This window comes from Phytoactinopolyspora endophytica, assembly GCF_004138495.1.
In the GTDB taxonomy this organism is placed as follows: Bacteria; Actinomycetota; Actinomycetes; order Jiangellales; family Jiangellaceae; genus Phytoactinopolyspora; species Phytoactinopolyspora endophytica.
The window spans coordinates 153,302-170,689 of the sequence record NZ_ML142861.1 but is presented as its reverse complement, the minus strand read 5'-3'; the positions used below and the strand labels follow the sequence as shown (position 1 = coordinate 170,689).

The window sequence follows — 17,388 nt, the reverse complement described above, 5'->3', positions numbered from 1 at the left end:
ATCTCCAGTGGCCAGCCCGACCTCCGGTCGGTGATGCCGAGCGCCAGCAGCGGCTCACGGCGAGCCACCCGCATCGGGCCGATGTCGCTGATCCGCGCACCGCAGCAGCGTCGAACCTGGCGCGCCAGATAGCGGTTGGCCAGCCGGTTGTGTACCCCAAGCGCGCCGTCGTCAGGGCGCCGCGCTCCCAGCACCAAGTCGACGGTCTCGTTCAGCACCGGTTCCACGAGCCGGGGCAGCTCACCCGGATCCAGCGACGCGTCGCAATCCATGAAACACACGACCGGTGCTGTCGCGGCGGTCAGACCGGCATAGCAGGCCGCTCCAAACCCGCGCCGTGGCTCGGCGACGGCGCGCGCGCCCGCTGCCGTGGCAACCTCCGCGGAGCCGTCGTCCGAGCCGTTGTCGACCACGATCGGCCGGTAGCCGGGCGGCATCCGTTCGAGCACCCAGGGGATCGCCTCGCGCTCGTTGAGCACTGGCAGCACCACGTCGATCACCACGGTCAGCTCATTCCAGTGGTGGTGGACGACGCTCGGAGCGATGAGTAGGCATCTCGTACCGCGGACGCTGTACGGGATCCGGGGATGAGCTCCGTGACGGCCCGCGCGTCGTCTGCGTCGTCGAGGTCCTGCAGCATGGGGAGGAGAGCGACGTCGAGACCGAGCGAGCGAAGCCGGGCGTGTTGACGCCGCCCGGTGTCCGGCCGGCTCATCGGCACGTCACGGAACGCCTCCGGATGGGGGCCGCGGAGCGCGATCGCCCACCATCCGCCGTCCTTCGCCAGGCCGAGGGCGGCGTCAGCGCCATGGCCGTCGACGGCGGCGAGCGAGCGTTCCAGGAGCTCCGGGGTGACCTGAGGGGTGTCCATGCCGATCTGCAGACCGGGCCCGTCCGCGTAGGCCCAGGCCGCGGCGAGCCGTTCGTTGAGCGTGCCGGAGACCTGCGGGACGACGTCGAAACCGGGCGGCAGCCACAGTCCTGGCTCCCCATCCAACGCAATGATCTTCCGCTCGACGTTGCACCGTGCGACCGCATCCAGGGTGTCGGCGAGCGCGGCCTCGGCGATGGCGGCGGCCTGGACGGGGCCGAACACAGGGCTGAGCCTGGTCTTCGATCGCCCGGGCGCCGGCGCCTTGGCCAGCACCAGCACGTGCTCCCCTGACATGATCGGCATGCCGTGAGAGTAGTCACGAAAAGCCCTGGTCAATCATTACGAAGCGCGAAAGTCTTTCCGCTGGAGGCGACGGCGCGCGCTCGGATCAGTCATCGTTGTGTCCATGAAAGTCCCGAGCACGACATCCCAGCGTCCTCGGCCGCTCAGATGAGCACTGAGGCCGGCTCGCGCGTGCTGGTCGTCGACGACGATCCCGCGCTGGCCGATGTCGTCGGGCGCTACCTACGCCGGGACGGCTTCGAGGTGTCGTTCGCCACGGACGGCATCGACGGCCTGAAACAGGCGCTGGCCACGCTGCCGGATCTGGTGGTCCTCGACCTCATGCTGCCGGGTATGGACGGCTTGGAGGTCTGCCGACGGCTGCGCCAGGTCGCGCCGATCCCGATTGTGATGCTGACCGCGCTGGGGGAGGAGAGCGACCGTATCGCCGGGCTGGAGATCGGTGCCGACGACTATGTCACCAAGCCGTTCTCACCGCGCGAGCTGGCCGCCAGAGTCCGCGCGGTACTGCGTAGGTCTGCGGGCGGAGTTTCTGCCACGTCGGTCCGGACGCTCTCCGGCGGCGGTGTCGAGATCGACGTCGTCGGTCATCAGGCTCGCCGTCATGGAGCCGAAGTCCAGCTGACGGCGAAGGAGTTCGACCTGCTGGTGCACTTCCTGGCCAACCCGGGGCGGGCGTTCCGGAGAGAAGAACTGCTGGAGGAGGTGTGGGGATGGCGTTTCGGCGACGTCTCCACCGTCACGGTCCACGTGCGGCGGCTGCGCGAGAAGATCGAGGAGGACCCGTCCGAGCCGAAGTACCTGCTCACCGTGCGCGGCGTGGGATACAGGTTCGAGGCATGACGAGGCAACGCTGGCCGACCATCGCGGCGATCCTGCTGGTCGCCTTGGTGACAGCGGGCGCCGCAGCCCTGTTCAACGGCGTTCCCGTCGATGAGACAGCGATCTTGCTGGGCTACGCGCTGCTCGGTTCCGTGGCCGCCAGCGTGGTGGGCGCGATGATGGCGCGCCGCTTCCGCGGCCGGCCGATCCGTGCTCAGGTACTGGTCGTTGCGCTGGCGTCTGTGCTGGTCACCGTGGCCGGTGTGGTGGCGGCCGCGATCGCCATGTTCATCTCCACGCACGACCTCACCGCACTGTTCATCGTCCTTGTGGTGGCCGCCGCGGTGGCGATCGGGGCGGCGGTCCAGCTCGGCGACGACATCGACTCCGGCGCCCGTCAGGTGGGCGACTTCGCCAGGTCGATGGTGGACACCGACGGAGCTCTGGCCACGGGACGCGTTCCGGACGTGACCGGACCGGGCGAGTTGTCGGCGCTGGCGGGTGAACTGGCGAGCGTGTCCCGGCGGTTGGAGGAATCGCAACGGCGCGAGCGCGCCCTGGACGCGTCGCGGCGGGAGCTGATCGCCTGGGTCTCGCATGACCTGCGAGCGCCGCTGGCGACCATCCGTGCCATGGCGGAGGCGCTCGACGACGACGTGGTCGAGGACTACGCGGCCGTCGCCCGCTACCACCGCCAGATCCGAAACGACGCCGAACGGCTCACCGGCCTGGTCGACGACCTCTTCGAGCTCTCTCGGATCAACAGCGGCGTCATGCGCCTGGGTGATGAGAGGGTCGGGCTGGCCGACGCGGTCGCGGATGCGCTCGCCGGTGCCAGCGCCCACGCCGAGGTCGAAGGGGTCGAGCTGGTCGAGCGGCTGAGCCGCCTTCCGGATGTCGAGGTCTCCGCGCGTGAGTTCTGCCGGGCCCTGGACAACCTCCTCGACAACGCCATCCGGCACACGCCCGCTGGTGGAAAGGTCGTGGTGGAGGCCGCGAGCGTCGAGGGCGCCGCCGTGCTCCGGGTCTTAGACGAGTGCGGCGGAATTCCCGAGCCCGACCTGCCGCGCGTGTTCGACGTCGCCTTCCGAGGCGACAACGCTCGCGGCCGCGGTGATGGTGGCGGTGGCCTTGGACTGGCGATCGCCCGCGGCCTGGTGGAGGCACATGCCGGAACGGTGTCCGTCGCGAACCATGCCGGCGGTTGCGAGTTCACGATCCACCTTCCCCAGGGTGCTGGTCCGTGACCGCTTCGCGTTCGCACGCCCCGGCCACGGTGGTACGGGCTGCACGGGCCAGGAGTCTCCCGGGCCGGCGAACCGTCCTTGCGCTTGCCGCTTGGGTGGTCCTGCTCGTCGGGGTGCGGTTGTGGGGGTTGCACGTCGTCGCGACCCGGGACGAGAACCTCAAGCTCCGGGCGATCCCGTTGTTCGGGCGGTGGGCGTGGGAGGCCGGCTGGTGGTTGCTGCTGCCGGCCGTCGTCGGCGCGCTGGTCGTCGCCGTCCTTCCGTGGGCTTCGTGTCGCTGGACGTGGCATGCGGTGCTGACCGTTGTGGCCGCCGGTGGCGTGCTGCTCAGCCTCTCGCTCGCCGTGGCGCAGGCGCATCCCGACGTGTGGACGAACATCGACGACTCGTACGCGCGGCAAGCGGGCTTCGTCGAAGAGCAGGGTCCCGGCGCGTTCCTGAGGGATTACACCGAACGTCAGCCGGCCTATCCGGTGCACCTGCAGGGACACCCGCCGGGCCTGGTGCTGCTGTTCTGGGCGGCGGCTCAGGTCGGGCTGTCCGGTCCGTGGTTCGCGAACGCTGTCGCGATGCTGGGAGCCGCGGCGGCGATAGTGGCCGTACTGGCGGTGCTGCGCGATGTCGCCGGGGAGCGGTGGGCACGACGGGCGGCGCCGTTCCTGGTGGTCGCGCCGGCCGCCGTGTGGCACACGAACGCCGACATCATCTTCGGCGGGGCGGCGCTGTCCGGTGTGGCCTGCCTGATTCTGGCGACGAACCCGGCGAGAAACCGTCGGCGGTGGGTGGCGCTGACGCTGGCCGGCGGGCTGTCGTTCGGTGCGGCGCTGATGCTCACCTTCGGTGTCGCGCTGCTCGTGGTGCCGGTCCTGGTGGTAGCGGTACTTCGGAGCAGGAACGGGCCGGCCTGCGGTTCGAAGCCCCGGGCGGCGCTTGAGCCGTGGTGGGCGGTGCTCGGAGGCGGTGCCGTGGCGGCCCTCGTGGTGCTGGCGCCGCTGGCATGGGGCTACTGGTGGTTGGAAGGTCTGCAGGTGACCCGTGAGCGGTACTACGCGGGGGTGGCGAGCGCACGCGGCTACGGGTACTTCGTCCTGGCGAACCTGGGTGTGTTCGCGCTGGCGCTTGGTCCGGCCATCGCCGTCGCGCTGGCCCGGCTGCGGGACCGCCGGGTGTGGCTCGTCGTCGGCTCCGGTCTCGCGGTCGTCCTCCTGGCGGACCTCTCCGGCATGTCGTCCGGGGAGACCGAGCGGATCTGGCAGCCCTTCATGCCCCTCGTGCTCGCGGCGGGGTGTGCACTGGCCGCGGTAGGGGGTGCGGTGCGGGGATGGTTGACGTTGCAGCTGGCGACCACCGTGCTGCTGGTGGCGGCGCTGAAGGTGCCATGGTGAATCCGCCGGGAAGGGAAAGAGGGAGCATGCGGGTATTGGTGACGGGTGGGGCCGGGTTCATCGGCAGCCACGTGGTGGAGCAGCTGGTCGAGCGGGGTGCTGACGTGGTGGTCTTCGACTCGCTGGCGGCGCACGACGAGGTCCCCGCGTACCTGCCGTCCACCGTTGACCTACGCGTCGCCGACCTGTCGGACGAGCGCGCAGTGGCGGCGGCGGTTGACGGCGTGGACGCTGTCTGCCACCAGGCCGCCCGGGTGGGCCTCGGGATCGACTTCGACGACGTCACCGCTTACGTCCGCGACAACGACGCCGGGACGGCCGCCCTCCTGAGGGCCCTGTGGCGCCGGTCCTTCGAGGGCCGGCTCGTCGTCGCGTCGTCGATGGTGGTCTACGGGGAGGGCCGCTACCAGTGTGCGGAGCACGGCGACGTCCGCGCCGAGCCGAGACGCGCCGAGGACCTGCGAGCGGGCAGGTTCGAGCCCAAATGCGGGCGTTGTGGGCGGGAGCTCGCGTGGGCCGCGGTCCGGGAGGACGCCCCACTGGACCCCCGCAACGTCTACGCGGCGACGAAGCTGCACACGGAGCATCTCGCGTCCGTCTACGGCCGGGAGACCGGAAGCACGGTCTGCGCTCTGCGCTATCACAACGTCTACGGGCCGCGGATGCCTCGCGACACCCCCTACGCCGGTGTGGCCAGCATCTTCCGCAGCGCGTATGAGGCAGGCCGGGCTCCGCGGGTCTTCGAGGACGGCCGCCAGATGCGCGACTTCGTGCACGTGCACGACGTGGCTCGGGCCAACGTCCTCGCCCTCGAAGCGGAGTGGCAGGGCGCGTGCAACGTCGCCAGCGGGCAGCCGCACAGCATCCTGGACATGGCACAAGCGCTCGGAGACGGAGCCGCGCGGCCACACGGAGCCCGGGCGCACGTGGCCGCTGCGGAGGTTACGGGCGAGTTTCGGCTGGGTGATGTCCGTCACGTGATCGCTTCACCGGAACTTGCCGCCGACGTGCTCGGTTTTCGTGCGCAGGTCGGCTTCACCGAGGGAATGGCGGCCTTCGCGCACGAACCGCTGCGCTAGTGTTCACCTCGAACCTCTAGCATGCGACCAACGGGCGAGAGGGCCTACGGCTTGCTCGCCCGGACTGCTGTGAGGGACGACGAAGTCCGGCAGTTTGTGGCAGCCTGATACCCAGCTGCTTCTTTATCCAGGTGACCGCACAGTGAGGGAGAAACTCGTGCGATTGCGCATGCGCCTCTCACCGGGTGACAGCATCTTCTACGACCTCTTCACAGCGTCCGCGCAGAATCTGCGCGACGGGGTGCGAGTGTTGTCGGAGGCGCTGGTACCGGATGCCGACCGGTCGGCTCTCGTCCCCACGTTGAAGGACATCGAACACACCGGCGACGAGCACACGCACGACATCGTCCGCCGGGTGAACTCAGGCCTCAAGCCGCCGTTCCACCGTGACGACATCTACCGGCTGGCCGGTGCGTTGGACGACGTGCTCGACGATGTCGAGGCGGCATTGGACCTCATGGTGCTGTATCGCATCCGAGAGCTCCCCACCGGCGTCGCAGCCATGATCGATGTGCTGGATCGCGCGGCGGACCTGACAGCGGAGGCGATGCCCCGGCTGCGGGTGGCGAACGACTTGACCAAGTACTGGATCGAGATCAACCGCCTGGAGAACGAGGCCGACCAGACCTACCGCCGGCTTCTCGCACGGATCTTCTCCGGTGAGTACGACGCACTCACGGTGCACAAGCTGAAGGACGTCATCGAGACCCTGGAGTCCGCTGTGGACGGCTTCGAGCGGGTCGCCAACATCGTGGAGCAGATAGCTCTCAAACAGTCGTGAGCCAGCGGTGTTCCGCGCCGACGGCCGAGACAAGGGCCTCATGCAGGGCGAGATACCGTTGAGAGTCGAGCGCGCGCGGAGCACGCGTGGGGGCGCCGGCGGGTTCCGCGGTCGCCTTCAATTCCCCGGTGAGCCAGCTGAGTTCGGCCTGCAGGGCCTTCACCTGGTCCGCAGGGATGAACTCCTGTGGCTCGGAGATTCTGTCGAGAAGCTGGTCCGCGGTGTCGGCCAGCCGACCTAACGCATCCGACGCCGCCTCGCTGTCCAAGCGATACGTCAGGTCCGCTGAGCGCATCGCGTGAACAAGAAGGGCGAGCCGCGAGGGGTCGCCGGGACCCGTCGCGTCGTGGTGCCAGAGCGACCGTGGCACGTGGATCTCCGGTGGGCTCGTGGCGGCGGGGCCGAGCGCCCGCACCACCTTGGCGACGAACTCTCCGCCGACCGCGCCGGCGCTGTTCAACGCGGCTGCCACCACGGCGAGTGCGTCGCCGCCGGCACGCTCTTCGAGTTCCAGCTCGCGGAACCGCGCCGTCACGGTGCCGTCCTCACCGACGACGTGCACTGTGTCGTCCACCAGGTCCGCGATCGCCCCACCCGCGGCGTCATGGAGCCGCAGCCGCCGGCGATACGTCCGCAACGTCGACACACGAGTGACCGCCGATCCGCGGACGATGACGCGCACGATCTGGGCCAGCTCATCTGGAGCAGCGTCCTCGCCGGTGGTGAGCGGGAGCCTGACCTCGTCGCGGACATCCGGTGTCGAAAGGTCGGCCGGCAGTTTGAGGTGCCAACCCTCGTCGTCGCCGGTACGCCGCCGGAGCGTGACACCCTCGCGGGTGAGCCTGAGGTCGTCGGTGTCGAAGTACGCGGACTCCAGCTCCACCGAGCCGAGATCGTCCACGCTGCCGACACCTTCGACGTTGTGCAGGTCGGGTACGCGGAAAAGCCCATGAACGCGGAACTTCTGTTCAGCCTGGTGCTCGACGGGAGGCTGAGTCACCGGCTCCGCGCAGTTCACGTGGTGGTCTTTCGACGTCGTTTGCGGTCGATCAGCTCATGTTGCATGTCGGCCAGCGGCTCGCCCTCGGTGTCGAGGTGCAGACGTTCCCAGTCGCCGTCCGGCTGCAGCTGCCACCGGGACGTACACGGGTCGAAGGCGAACTCGAACATGGCTTCGAGCTCACGGAGGTGTTCTGGTCGGCTCAGCTGGACGAGGGCTTCGACGCGCCGGTCGAGGTTGCGATGCATGAGATCCGCGGAGCCGATCCAATACTCCGGTTGCCCGCCGTTCTCGAAGCCCAGGATCCGGGAGTGCTCCAGGAAACGGCCGAGGATGCTGACGGCGCGGATGTTCTCCGAGAGCCCGGGAACCCCGGCCTTCAGGCTGCAGATGCCCCTGATCCAGACGTCGACCGGGACACCTGCCTGGGACGCCGCGTAGAGCGCATCGATGGTGGCCTCGTCGACCAGAGAGTTCAGCTTGAGCCGGATCCGGGCTGGTCGCCCGGCGGCGTGATGCTCGACCTCTCGCTCGATCCGTTCGGTGATCCCGGAGCGCAGTGCGTGCGGCGCGACCAGGAGCCGCTGGTAGTCCGATTCGATGGAGTAGCCGGACAGGGTGTTGAACAGCAGGTTGACGTCTTCGGCCACGTTGGCATCGGCGGTGAGCAGGCCGAGGTCTTCGTAGAGACGGGCGGTCTTCGGATGGTAGTTGCCGGTACCGATGTGCGTGTAACGCTGGATGCCGGTGCTCTCGTCCCGGACGACGAGGCAGAGCTTGCAGTGCGTCTTCAGCCCCACCAAGCCGTAGACGACGTGTACGCCGGCTTGTTCGAGCTTGCGGGCCCAGGTGATGTTGGCCTGCTCGTCGAACCGGGCCTTGATCTCGACCAGGGCGAGTACCTGCTTGCCGGCCTCGGCGGCGTCGACCAGCGCGTCGATGATCGGGGAGTCGCCGCTGGTGCGGTACAGGGTCTGCTTGATGGCCAGCACTCGCGGATCGGCGGCGGCCTGCTCGATGAACCGCTGCACGCTCGTCGAGAACGAGTCGTACGGGTGGTGGACGAGCACGTCACCCTTGGAGATCGCGGCGAACATGTCGGCCGGAGCCGCGGACTCCACGTCGGGCAGGTCGCGGTGGGTGGCCGGGAGGAACGGGCGGTACTTCAGTTCGGCACGGTCCAGGTCGGCGATGCCGCTCAGACCGGTGAGATCCAACGGGCCGGGTAGCGAGAACGTCTCGGTGTGGCTGACTCCGAGCTCGCGCTGGAGGAGGTCCAGCACGTGCGGGTCGACCGTCTCTTCCACCTCGAGCCGGACGGCGGGCCCGAACCGGCGGCGCATCAGCTCGCGCTCCATCGCCGTCAGCAGATTCTCGGCATCGTCCTCTTCGACCTCGACATCCTCATTGCGCGTGACCCGGAAGGTGTGGTGCTGCTGGACCTCCATGCCGGGGAACAACAGCGACAGATGGGCGGCGATGATGTCCTCGAGCGGGACGAAGCGCTGTTCGGCCACCGGCAGGAAGCGTGCGAAGTTCGGCGGCACCTTCACCCGTGCGAAGTGCTCGGTGCCGTTGCGCGGATTGCGTACCATCACGGCGAGGTTGAGCGACAGCCCGGAGATATAGGGAAACGGGTGGGCGGGGTCCACGGCCAGCGGGGTGAGGACGGGGAAGATCCGTTCCCGGAACAGCGTGCGTAGCTGTAGATGCTCGGAATCGTCGAGGTCGTCCCACCGGACCAGCTCGATGTCCTCCTTGTGCAGCGCCGGCAGCACCTCGTTACGGAAGCACTGGGTCTGGCGGGTCATCAGCTCTTGCGAGCGTTCGAGCGTCTGTTCCAGAACATCTCGTGGAAGTCGCCCGCTGGCCGCCGGGACGGCGACTCCGGCGGCTATGCGGCGCTTCAGGCCGGCGACCCGGACCATGTAGAACTCGTCGAGGTTGCTGGAGAAGATTGAGAGGAACCGCGTCCGCTCGAGCAGTGGCAGATCTGGATCCTCGGCCAGCTCGAGGACCCGCGTATTGAACGCCAGCCAGGACAGCTCTCGATCGAGGTATCTTTCCTCAGGAGTCGTCTGTTCGCCAGCCATACACCCAATGGTGTCACGCCGATGTGAACTGCGGGTAGATGAAAGTTGCCGGATGAGCGGCGACGAGCGAGTCGGTCAACGGCGGTAGGCGACGTCGATGGTGTGGCGGGTGAAGCCCAGCCGCTCGTAGACCTTGAGAGCTGCCGGGTTGTCCCCCTCGACGTAGAGCATGATCTGTTCGACGCCTGGCTGCGCGGCCAGGTAGTCCAGGCCGACGGCGGTGAGATGGGTGCCGAGGCCGTGGGCGGATGAGGGCTTCGGTACGCCGAGATGCGTCCATAGCCGGTCGCCTTGGGCGTATGGTGCGACGCCGAGCACGTATACCTCGCCGATGGCCGCCGGACCCTGGTCCTCGTCATCGAGCTGGTGGATCTTGGTCCAGTGGAAACCGAGCAGCTCGCCGTCCGGGCCGGTCGCGAGGAAGAACCCGTCCGGGTCGAACCACGGCTCGCCTTCGGCCGTCAGGAGGTCGTCCACGGTCTGGGCGCCCTGCTCGGGATGCCAGGAGAAGGCGGCGGCATTGACGTCCACCCAGGCCTGCTCATCCTGCCCTGGAACGAAGCTGCGGACCGTGACGCCCGGCGGTGGCTGCGTCCGCGGCACCGGCGCCCCGGCCGGCCGGCGTAGCTGGAACAGCTCCCTGGCCCGGTCCAACCCGGTCCGGGCAGCGAGAATGCGTGCGGCCGGGTGATCCCCGTGCGCCCATACCCACAACTCGCCGTCGACGGAGTCCAGCAGCGTGGCCAGCAGTGCAGCGCCGTGACCCTGGGCGCGATACTCGGGGTCGACCAGCAGCTCCGCAGCCCGCCGAACCCCTTGGGGAGCGGCGAAGGCGACGCCACGCAGCTCCCCGGAGTCCGCGGTCAGCGCCACCGCGACATCGGTCTCGCCTGAGACGGCTCGGCGCCAGAGGTCATCGGAGAACGGATCTGACCCGTCGGCGCGGCGAGCACGCTCCGCGAGCACATGCAGCTGTTCCGACTGGGCGCTGGTCAGAGCCGTCGCGTGAGAGATCTCCACCCCGGAATCATCGCCGACACGGAGCCGGCGACGACACTCGGGGCGCCTTCTGTGCGACCTCTAGACGTCGATACGGATAGCGTCGAGCGAGGACGGAGAATCGGCAGGGACGCGGAAGTCCTGTGAATGGGTGTCATCCGGGAGGTCGACCGGCGCCGGTGCCGCCCCCGCCTGCCGGGAGCCGCGCTGCTGCGGCGGGACGAACCGGTATCCCACGTTGCGCACGGTGCCGATTAGGGCCTCGTGCTCGGCGCCCAGCTTGGCTCGTAGCCGCCTGACGTGGACGTCGACCGTACGGGTGCCTCCGAAGTAGTCGTACCCCCACACCTCTTGTAGCAGCTGCGCTCGGGTGAACACCCGGCCCTGGTGCTGGGCAAGGAACTTGAGTAGCTCGAATTCCTTGTACGTGAGCTCAAGCGTGCGGCGGCCGACCCGTGCCGTGTAGGTGGCTTCATCGATCAGCAGGTCGCCGGAGCGGATCTCGTGCGGTTCGTCGCTGGTGGTGGCGGCGAGCTTGCCCTGGGCGAGCCGGAGCCTGGCCTCTACCTCGGCCGGGCCCGCCGTGTCGAGCAGCACGTCGTCGACGCCCCACTCGGCGGTCACGGCGGCCAGGCCGCCCTCGGTGACGATGGCGAGCAGCGGTGCGTCCACACCGGTGGTGTGGAGAAGTCGGGTGAGGCTTCGCGCCTGGGACAGGTCGCGCCGCGCGTCGACCATAACGACGTCCCCGGTAGGGGCGTCGACGAGCGCGGAGCCTTCAGCTGGCATGACCCGGACATCGTGGAGAAGTAGTCCCAACGCTGGAAGTACCTCTTCGGGTGGCTGATGTACCGGGGTGAGCAGGACGATGGTTGCCATGTCGAGATCTCCTTCGCCGCCATCCCTACAAACGCGAAAGGGCCCGGGAGCATCATCGCCCAGGCCCAACTTGGCGTTAAGAGTAGCGGACAGCGGTGAACTTCAGGAAACCAGGGATGAGTACATTGGTCTGATGCTGTTCACACAGCGGGTGGCGACATGCCCAAAGTGACCCTGCGCTACTGGGCTGCCCTCCGAGCCGCCGCGGGCGTGAGTGAGGAGACATTCGATGCCGCGACGCTCGACGACGCGTTGCGTGCGGCCCGCGCCGCGCATGGGGCGAGTTCGCGATTCGCGACGGTCCTCGGCATCTGTGCGATCGTCGTCGACGAGACTCCGGCCGGCAAGGCCGACCCGTCACAGGTCGCGTTGCGTGACGGCTCGGTCATTGAGCTGCTACCGCCCTACGCAGGCGGTTGATGTTCTCGGTCGGGTATCGGTGTGTGGCCTGCGTCACCCCTGGTCCGCTGGAGTGACCGGACTGTTGCCGAGTTGTTGTCTAACCGGCGGAAGTCTGCGGCGCGGGTCTGTAAGTATTGACGAGTGCCTTCCTCCCCGTTCTCGTTAGCCGCCGCTGCCCTGGCGGGCGTGCTGGCGTTGGCGTCGGCGTCTGACGCGCTGCTCTTGGCCGGGGGGATCGCGATTGTTCAGGTGGTTTTCGCGCTGGGAGCCATCCGTTCTTCCGGCGTGGCGTCGGCGCGTCCGGCGGCGTGGTTGGGGCTGGCCGTCGGGATCGGCGTACTGGCGTGGGTGCTGTATGACGACACCTCTGATCTGACACCGGTCGCGGCCGTTCTGGGCCCTGCCATGCTGGCCGCATTCGTCATCCAGCTGCTGCGGCGCGACGGTCGGGCCAGGCTCAACGCCGCGTTGAGCCTGGTGGTCGCTGCCTGCGTGCTGAGCGTGCTGCCGGTGATGTGGCTATCCTTGCGAGCGACGCCGGAAGGTGTGCACGTCGTGGGTCTGGCGCTGCTCGGGGTCGGCGCCGTCGGGTTGGCCGAGGCGCTGCCGATTTCCCGTGCGATCCGCCGCGTCCTCGGCGTCCTGCTCGCCAGCACGTCGGCGGCAGTGCTCGTGGTCGCGGTGGAGAGCATCGACGAGGCTGTGCCCGCGGTGAGCGCTGTGGTGCTGTCGGCCTTCGCCGGGGTCATGGCCGCCGTAGCCTTTGCCATTGAGGACAGGCTGGCCGGGGACGCCAGTCCGGTGCGCGAATCTGTGCTGGTCCCCATGGTCAACCGGACATCGTCGGTGGAGGCGGGCGATACCTCGGCCGGGCTCGCCCAGGACGTGGAGTCGCCGGTCGATACGGAATCCGGAACCGAAGCGCGAGTGGGAACCGAGCCGCGGGTCGGGCAGGAGTCGTTGGTGCCACTGCGTATCGCCGCGCCGTTCGTCGCCGCCGCCCCGGCGGCATACGTTCTCGGGCAGCTGCTCGTCAGCTGAATGCCCGTCCGGCACGCTGGTTTGGCCGGCGCGGAACAACCGGGCACGGTGGAGATGTTGTCCAGGGTGTGATCGGTCTTCTCGTCGTTGTCATCGTCTTGGCGCTGGCCGCAGCGTTCGGGCTGTGGCGGCGCCAGCGGGATGGAAAGGTGCGAGCGATGCCGGAGGCGACCTCGGACGAGCTGGTGGTCGACAGTGACGAGCTCGGACAGGTTCTCGGCGCCCGCGCCACGCTCGTCCAGTTCTCGTCAGCGTTCTGCCAGCCGTGCCGGGCTACTCGTGGGGTCTTGGCGAACGTCGCCGGGACGGCCGACGGCGTGGAGCATATCGAGGTCGACGCCGAGTCCCGGCTCGATCTGGTCCGTCGGCTGGGGATATCCCGCACGCCGACCACGCTCGTCGTCGACGGCTCGGGCCGGGTGGTCGGCCGGGCGAGTGGTGTGCCTCGGTCGGCGGACGTGCACGCAGCCTTGAACGCACTTTGACAGCCCGCGAGTTGAGACAATGGTCTCAATATTTGATACGAGGCGTGACGACGGAGCCGATCGGACTTAGTCTCGTAAACGTGTTCCGCACAGAGCTGACTCGCAGACGCGCCATCGATTACCGGCGCGTCGCTACCATGCTCTGTCGAATGTCCTGACGGGAACCGCTGTCGTCGTGCCGCATAGCGCGGCGCCTTAGCGCCTGTTCCCCCACGTGTGCGCCTTTGCCCCACTCGTCCGCGTCAGGAGCTCCCCACCATGATCGACCCACGAGGTCCCCGGCTTGCCGCGGTGGTCACCACCGTCGTCTTGGCGGCCGTTCTCATCACGGGCAGTGCCTGGCTGCTGGCGTTGCAGGCAGTCGTCTTCGCCGTGGCGGTGCTCCGTGGCCCGTCCCGGTCGCCGTACGGATACCTCTACATCAAGCTGGTCAGGCCTCGTCTGAAGCCGCCCGCTGAGCTCGAAGATCCCATGCCGCCCCGGTTCGCCCAAGCGGTCGGTCTGGGATTCAGTGTCATCGGTCTCGCCGGCTATCTGTCCGGCGTGACGGCCATCGCGTATGTCGCAGTCGGCGCGGCGCTGGCTGCGGCGTTCCTCAACGCTGCATTCGGCTTCTGTCTCGGCTGCGAGGTTTATCTGGCTTACCGCCGCATCGTTTCCGCCCGCTCCAACAACACACCGGAGGTCACTCCATGAGCCGCGAGTCCGCGCTCGTCTCGGCCGATTGGGTCGAACAGCATCTCGATGACCCCAAAGTGGTCCTCGTCGAGGTCGATGAAGACACCACCGCCTACGACAAGAACCACATCCGTGGTGCCGTCAAGGTCAACTGGAACCAGGATCTGAAGGACCCCGTCCGCCGCGACCTGGTCAACAAGGAGCAGTTCGAGGCGTTGCTCTCGCGCCTCGGCATCTCCAGCGACGACACCGTAATCCTCTACGGCGGCAACAACAACTGGTTCGCCGCCTACGCGTATTGGCAGTTCAAGCTCTTCAAGCACGCCGACGTCCGGCTGCTCGACGGGGGGCGCAAGAAGTGGGAGCTCGACGCCCGTGACCTGGCCGAGGACGTGCCGGAGCGCACCCCGACCCAGTACACGGCGCAGGAGGCGGACAACTCCATCCGCGCCTTCCGCGACGAAGTGGTCAACGCGATCGGCGCGCAGAACCTCGTCGACGTCCGTTCCCCAGACGAGTACGCCGGCCGGCTGCTCGCCCCGGCTCACTTGCCTCAGGAGGTGTCGCAGGTGCCGGGACACATCCCGACCGCCGCGAACATCCCGTGGAGCAAGGCGGCCAACGACGACGGCACGTTCCGCTCCGACGACGAGCTGCGTGAGCTGTACGCCGACCAGGGTGTCGAGCTCGACAAGGACACCATCGCCTACTGCCGCATCGGTGAGCGCTCGTCGCACACCTGGTTCGTGCTGCGGGAGATCCTCGGTGTGGAGAACGTGAAGAACTACGACGGCTCGTGGACCGAGTACGGCTCGCTGGTCGGCGTGCCGGTCGCGGTCGGCGACGAGCCAGGGGAGGCCTGAGCACATGTGCGGAGCGACTACCGGCGGCGCGTCGTTGGACGGCGTCGACCTGGCGAAGGAGACCGTGATCCAGGGAGTGGTATCGCGTGACGACGCGCCGCTCTCGGGCGCGTACGTGCGGCTGCTCGACTCCACGGGTGAGTTCACGGCCGAGGTACCGACGAGCACGACCGGCCAGTTCCGGTTCTTCGCTGCCCCGGGGCAGTGGACGGTTCGGACGCTTGCGCCGGGCGCCGAGACAGTCGACCGCTCGGTCGTGGCGACGAAGGGCGCGGTCAACACCGTCGACGTCACCGTCGCCTGACCCCGTCCCTTCAGCGGAGCCGCCAGGCGCCGCACGGCTTGCGCCGAGGCGACCTCGCGGCGCGTGAGCTGGGACTGTTTCTCCGGTCATCCGGAGCGTGAGCGGCTGTGGGCCCCACGACGTTCAGCACGGCATAGGTGTGCTGAACGTCGTGGGGCCTTCGCTGTCCTGCACGGTCTCGTGGTGGCGGTTGTGTGACTCGCAGCCGCTCTGCTGGGCCGTGTAGTTAGTTGTGGGATTCTGGACCGCTCTGAGCGGCCAGACCATCACGACTGCTGCCACGATTTCACGTAAGCGCCGGCGCGTGCGGCCGCGATGGCTGCCTCGGCGGCCTGGTCCGCATCGGCTTCGTCCGGAGCGTGTCCGACGGTCAGGAGCCGGTAGTAGAGCGGGGCGGACACGGCGCGGATGACCTCACGGCAGTCGGTGTCCGCGGGTAGCTCGCCACGTTCGATCGCCGCTTGCACGCAGGGCGCCCACTCGTCGATGCGAGTCTCGTAGAAGTGGCGCAGCGCCTCTGCCGTGCGCGGATCGCAGGTGGCCGCGGCGATCACCGCGGTGAACAGCCGCCCCTGGCGTTGGTCGCTCAGTGTGCGCTGCACCAGGCGGGCGTTGGCCTGCAGGTCGCCCAGCAGCGACCCGGTCTCCGTGCGCGGCAGCGACTGCTCGGCCATGTCCGCCAAGAGGTCTGCGACCAGGTTGGTGATGCTGCCCCAACGACGGTAGACCGTCGTCTTGCCGACCTGCGCCCGTCGCGCGATGTCGGCGAGATCGAGATGGTCGAAGCCCTGCTCCGCCAGTGCATCCCCGGCCGCCGCCAGAACTGCCTCACGTACGCGCGCCGTGCGGCCGCCGGGTCGTACATGTCCGGGACTCACCTCCATGTTCAAAACGGGTCTCCAGTTCCGTTAAGCGTCTACTGCTGCTACAGTCCACCTTAACGGAACTTCAAGCCCGTTAGGAGAATGCTGATGGAATACCGAAGACTAGGTGAGTCGGGACTCAAGGTGCCCGCGTTGAGTTTCGGGGCGGGGACGTTCGCCGGCAGTGGACCGCTCTTCGGAGCGTGGGGCAACACGGATGCGACAGAGGCGCGCAGGCTGGTGGACATATGCCTGGAAGCCGGGGTCACGATGTTCGATACGGCTGACGTCTACTCGGACGGCGCGTCGGAGGAAGTGCTCGGGGAAGCGATCCGAGGTCGTCGAGACCAGGTAATCCTGTCCACCAAGACGACCCTGCCGATGGGCGACGGTCCTCAGGACGCGGGATCGTCGCGGTCGCGGCTGATCACGGCTTGCGAGAACGCGCTGCGACGGCTCGGCACCGAGTACATCGACCTGTTCCAGCTACACGCGTTCGACGCCGGTACGCCCGTGGAGGAGGTTGTGGCGACGCTCGATGATCTTGTGCGAGCCGGAAAGGTCCGCTACGTCGGCGTCTCGAACTTCTCCGGCTGGCAGCTGATGAAGTCGCTCGCTGTCGCCGATCGGCACGGCTACGCGCGCTATGCCGCGCATCAGGTGTACTACTCGCTGGTCGGCCGCGACTACGAGTGGGAGCTCATGCCGCTGGGGGCGGACCAAGGCGTCGGCGCGATCGTCTGGAGCCCACTCGGCTGGGGACGGCTCACCGGCAAGGTCCGTCGTGGCCAGCCGATTCCGTCCGGCAGCAGGCTGCATGAGACGGCGGACTTCGGGCCACCGGTGGACGACGAATACCTCTTCGATGTGGTCGATGTGTTGGACGACGTGGCGACGGAGACAGGCAAGGCCGTTGCGCAGGTCGCCATCAACTGGTTGCTGCGGCGCCCGACGGTCTCATCGGTGATCATCGGTGCCCGGAACGAGCAGCAGCTCCGCCAGAACCTCGGGGCGGCAGGCTGGTCCCTCACCGATGACCAGGTCGCAAGGCTCGACGCGGCGAGCGCCAGGACGGCCCCGTACCCGTATTTCCCCTACTACCGTCAGGAAGGCTTTGCCCGCGTGAACCCGCCCATCGCCCCGACGGCCGTCTGACCGGATCCCCGCGAGCTGTGATGCGGAACCGCGTCCGGGGGAGTATCGGGCCGGCACACCGGCTGCGCCGTGTCAGTACACCAGCGCCTGCACTCCGTCGGCGAGGATCTCTTCGACGAACGTAGCCGAGCCCGC

19 protein-coding genes and 1 pseudogene are annotated in these 17,388 nt (G+C 68.2%); 12 read left to right on the top strand and 8 right to left on the bottom strand.

Annotation, left to right across the window (positions count from 1 at the left end; translation table 11 throughout):
- A partial coding sequence (locus ELR45_RS23050; protein WP_420813937.1) for a glycosyltransferase family 2 protein occupies positions 1 to 497 on the bottom strand: 497 nt, incomplete at its 3' end.
- A gap of 8 nt (positions 498 to 505) precedes the next feature.
- Complete coding sequence (locus ELR45_RS23045) at positions 506 to 1,177, bottom strand: TIGR04282 family arsenosugar biosynthesis glycosyltransferase (RefSeq protein WP_205857088.1); 672 nt, start codon at positions 1,175 to 1,177, stop codon at positions 506 to 508.
- A gap of 147 nt (positions 1,178 to 1,324) precedes the next feature.
- Here ELR45_RS23045 and ELR45_RS23040 point away from each other — a divergent pair, with 147 nt between their 5' ends.
- The 5 genes from ELR45_RS23040 (at position 1,325) to ELR45_RS23020 (ending at position 6,491) form a co-directional block, all read left to right on the top strand.
- The gene (locus ELR45_RS23040; RefSeq protein WP_165368032.1) at positions 1,325 to 2,020 is read left to right on the top strand and encodes a response regulator transcription factor; all 696 of its coding nucleotides are present in this window, start codon (positions 1,325 to 1,327) and stop codon (positions 2,018 to 2,020) included.
- Positions 2,017 to 3,246: a sensor histidine kinase gene (locus ELR45_RS23035; protein ID WP_129668428.1), complete on the top strand. Its 1,230-nt coding sequence runs from the start codon at positions 2,017 to 2,019 to the stop codon at positions 3,244 to 3,246. Before ELR45_RS23040 ends, ELR45_RS23035 begins: the two co-directional genes overlap by 4 nt.
- Positions 3,243 to 4,631: a hypothetical protein gene (locus ELR45_RS23030; RefSeq protein WP_129668427.1), complete on the top strand. Its 1,389-nt coding sequence runs from the start codon at positions 3,243 to 3,245 to the stop codon at positions 4,629 to 4,631. Before ELR45_RS23035 ends, ELR45_RS23030 begins: the two co-directional genes overlap by 4 nt.
- A gap of 26 nt (positions 4,632 to 4,657) precedes the next feature.
- Positions 4,658 to 5,710, top strand: coding sequence for an NAD-dependent epimerase/dehydratase family protein (locus ELR45_RS23025; protein ID WP_129668426.1), 1,053 nt, complete (start codon positions 4,658 to 4,660; stop codon positions 5,708 to 5,710).
- A 163-nt stretch (positions 5,711 to 5,873) separates the two neighbouring features.
- Positions 5,874 to 6,491, top strand: coding sequence for a DUF47 domain-containing protein (locus ELR45_RS23020; protein WP_129668480.1), 618 nt, complete (start codon positions 5,874 to 5,876; stop codon positions 6,489 to 6,491).
- On the opposite strand, the gene ELR45_RS23015 is transcribed toward ELR45_RS23020, so the two are convergent.
- From ELR45_RS23015 to ELR45_RS23000, 4 genes are all read right to left on the bottom strand, one after another.
- A complete protein-coding gene (locus tag ELR45_RS23015; RefSeq protein WP_165368031.1) occupies positions 6,478 to 7,491 on the bottom strand; it encodes a CYTH domain-containing protein in 1,014 nt (337 codons plus the stop codon). The two genes, ELR45_RS23020 and ELR45_RS23015, sit on opposite strands and share 14 nt — an antisense overlap.
- 14 nt (positions 7,492 to 7,505) lie before the next feature.
- Positions 7,506 to 9,584, bottom strand: coding sequence for an RNA degradosome polyphosphate kinase (locus ELR45_RS23010; protein ID WP_129668424.1), 2,079 nt, complete (start codon positions 9,582 to 9,584; stop codon positions 7,506 to 7,508).
- Between the two features lie 75 nt (positions 9,585 to 9,659).
- Positions 9,660 to 10,604, bottom strand: coding sequence for a mycothiol synthase (mshD, locus tag ELR45_RS23005; RefSeq protein ID WP_129668423.1), 945 nt, complete (start codon positions 10,602 to 10,604; stop codon positions 9,660 to 9,662).
- 60 nt (positions 10,605 to 10,664) lie between these two features.
- Complete coding sequence (locus ELR45_RS23000; protein WP_129668422.1) at positions 10,665 to 11,462, bottom strand: winged helix-turn-helix domain-containing protein; 798 nt, start codon at positions 11,460 to 11,462, stop codon at positions 10,665 to 10,667.
- A gap of 159 nt (positions 11,463 to 11,621) precedes the next feature.
- Here ELR45_RS23000 and ELR45_RS22995 point away from each other — a divergent pair, with 159 nt between their 5' ends.
- The 6 genes from ELR45_RS22995 (at position 11,622) to ELR45_RS22970 (ending at position 15,235) form a co-directional block, all read left to right on the top strand.
- Positions 11,622 to 11,882, top strand: a complete 261-nt coding sequence (locus ELR45_RS22995) for a MoaD/ThiS family protein (protein ID WP_129668421.1) — start codon at positions 11,622 to 11,624, stop codon at positions 11,880 to 11,882.
- A gap of 123 nt (positions 11,883 to 12,005) precedes the next feature.
- Positions 12,006 to 12,905 (top strand): hypothetical protein, encoded by a 900-nt coding sequence (locus tag ELR45_RS22990; RefSeq protein ID WP_129668420.1) that lies wholly within the window; start codon positions 12,006 to 12,008, stop codon positions 12,903 to 12,905.
- Between the two features lie 68 nt (positions 12,906 to 12,973).
- A complete protein-coding gene (locus tag ELR45_RS22985) occupies positions 12,974 to 13,390 on the top strand; it encodes a TlpA family protein disulfide reductase (RefSeq protein ID WP_129668419.1) in 417 nt (138 codons plus the stop codon).
- 258 nt (positions 13,391 to 13,648) lie between these two features.
- The gene (locus ELR45_RS22980) at positions 13,649 to 14,086 is read left to right on the top strand and encodes a DUF4395 domain-containing protein (protein ID WP_129668418.1); all 438 of its coding nucleotides are present in this window, start codon (positions 13,649 to 13,651) and stop codon (positions 14,084 to 14,086) included.
- The gene (locus ELR45_RS22975) at positions 14,083 to 14,931 is read left to right on the top strand and encodes a sulfurtransferase (protein ID WP_129668417.1); all 849 of its coding nucleotides are present in this window, start codon (positions 14,083 to 14,085) and stop codon (positions 14,929 to 14,931) included. The genes ELR45_RS22980 and ELR45_RS22975 overlap by 4 nt, the downstream gene beginning before the upstream one ends.
- 4 nt (positions 14,932 to 14,935) lie before the next feature.
- Positions 14,936 to 15,235, top strand: a complete 300-nt coding sequence (locus ELR45_RS22970; protein ID WP_129668416.1) for a DUF1416 domain-containing protein — start codon at positions 14,936 to 14,938, stop codon at positions 15,233 to 15,235.
- A 266-nt stretch (positions 15,236 to 15,501) separates the two neighbouring features.
- Here the strand turns inward: ELR45_RS22970 and ELR45_RS22965 are convergent, their stop codons facing one another.
- On the bottom strand, positions 15,502 to 16,119 hold the full coding sequence (locus ELR45_RS22965; RefSeq protein ID WP_129668479.1) for a TetR/AcrR family transcriptional regulator: 618 nt from the start codon (positions 16,117 to 16,119) through the stop codon (positions 15,502 to 15,504).
- An 87-nt stretch (positions 16,120 to 16,206) separates the two neighbouring features.
- Here ELR45_RS22965 and ELR45_RS22960 point away from each other — a divergent pair, with 87 nt between their 5' ends.
- Positions 16,207 to 17,253 carry an aldo/keto reductase gene (locus tag ELR45_RS22960; RefSeq protein WP_129668415.1) on the top strand — a complete coding sequence of 349 codons (1,047 nt, stop codon included), beginning with the start codon at positions 16,207 to 16,209 and terminating at the stop codon, positions 17,251 to 17,253.
- A gap of 72 nt (positions 17,254 to 17,325) precedes the next feature.
- Here the strand turns inward: ELR45_RS22960 and ELR45_RS42875 are convergent.
- Positions 17,326 to 17,388: pseudogene (locus ELR45_RS42875) on the bottom strand (DsrE family protein); the annotation flags it as partial.

Excerpts from the sequence above, each read along its gene's own strand:
- ELR45_RS23045 (WP_205857088.1), bottom strand. The coding sequence starts at position 1,177 with ATGCCGATCATGTCAGGGGAGCACGTGCTGGTGCTGGCCAAGGCGCCG.
- ELR45_RS23040 (WP_165368032.1), top strand. The coding sequence starts at position 1,325 with ATGAGCACTGAGGCCGGCTCGCGCGTGCTGGTCGTCGACGACGATCCC.
- ELR45_RS23035 (WP_129668428.1), top strand. The coding sequence starts at position 2,017 with ATGACGAGGCAACGCTGGCCGACCATCGCGGCGATCCTGCTGGTCGCC.
- ELR45_RS23025 (WP_129668426.1), top strand. The coding sequence starts at position 4,658 with ATGCGGGTATTGGTGACGGGTGGGGCCGGGTTCATCGGCAGCCACGTG.
- ELR45_RS23010 (WP_129668424.1), bottom strand. The coding sequence starts at position 9,584 with ATGGCTGGCGAACAGACGACTCCTGAGGAAAGATACCTCGATCGAGAG.
- ELR45_RS23000 (WP_129668422.1), bottom strand. The coding sequence starts at position 11,462 with ATGGCAACCATCGTCCTGCTCACCCCGGTACATCAGCCACCCGAAGAG.
- ELR45_RS22995 (WP_129668421.1), top strand. The coding sequence starts at position 11,622 with ATGCCCAAAGTGACCCTGCGCTACTGGGCTGCCCTCCGAGCCGCCGCG.
- ELR45_RS22980 (WP_129668418.1), top strand. The coding sequence starts at position 13,649 with ATGATCGACCCACGAGGTCCCCGGCTTGCCGCGGTGGTCACCACCGTC.
- ELR45_RS22975 (WP_129668417.1), top strand. The coding sequence starts at position 14,083 with ATGAGCCGCGAGTCCGCGCTCGTCTCGGCCGATTGGGTCGAACAGCAT.
- ELR45_RS22970 (WP_129668416.1), top strand. The coding sequence starts at position 14,936 with ATGTGCGGAGCGACTACCGGCGGCGCGTCGTTGGACGGCGTCGACCTG.
- ELR45_RS22965 (WP_129668479.1), bottom strand. The coding sequence starts at position 16,119 with ATGGAGGTGAGTCCCGGACATGTACGACCCGGCGGCCGCACGGCGCGC.
- ELR45_RS22960 (WP_129668415.1), top strand. The coding sequence starts at position 16,207 with ATGGAATACCGAAGACTAGGTGAGTCGGGACTCAAGGTGCCCGCGTTG.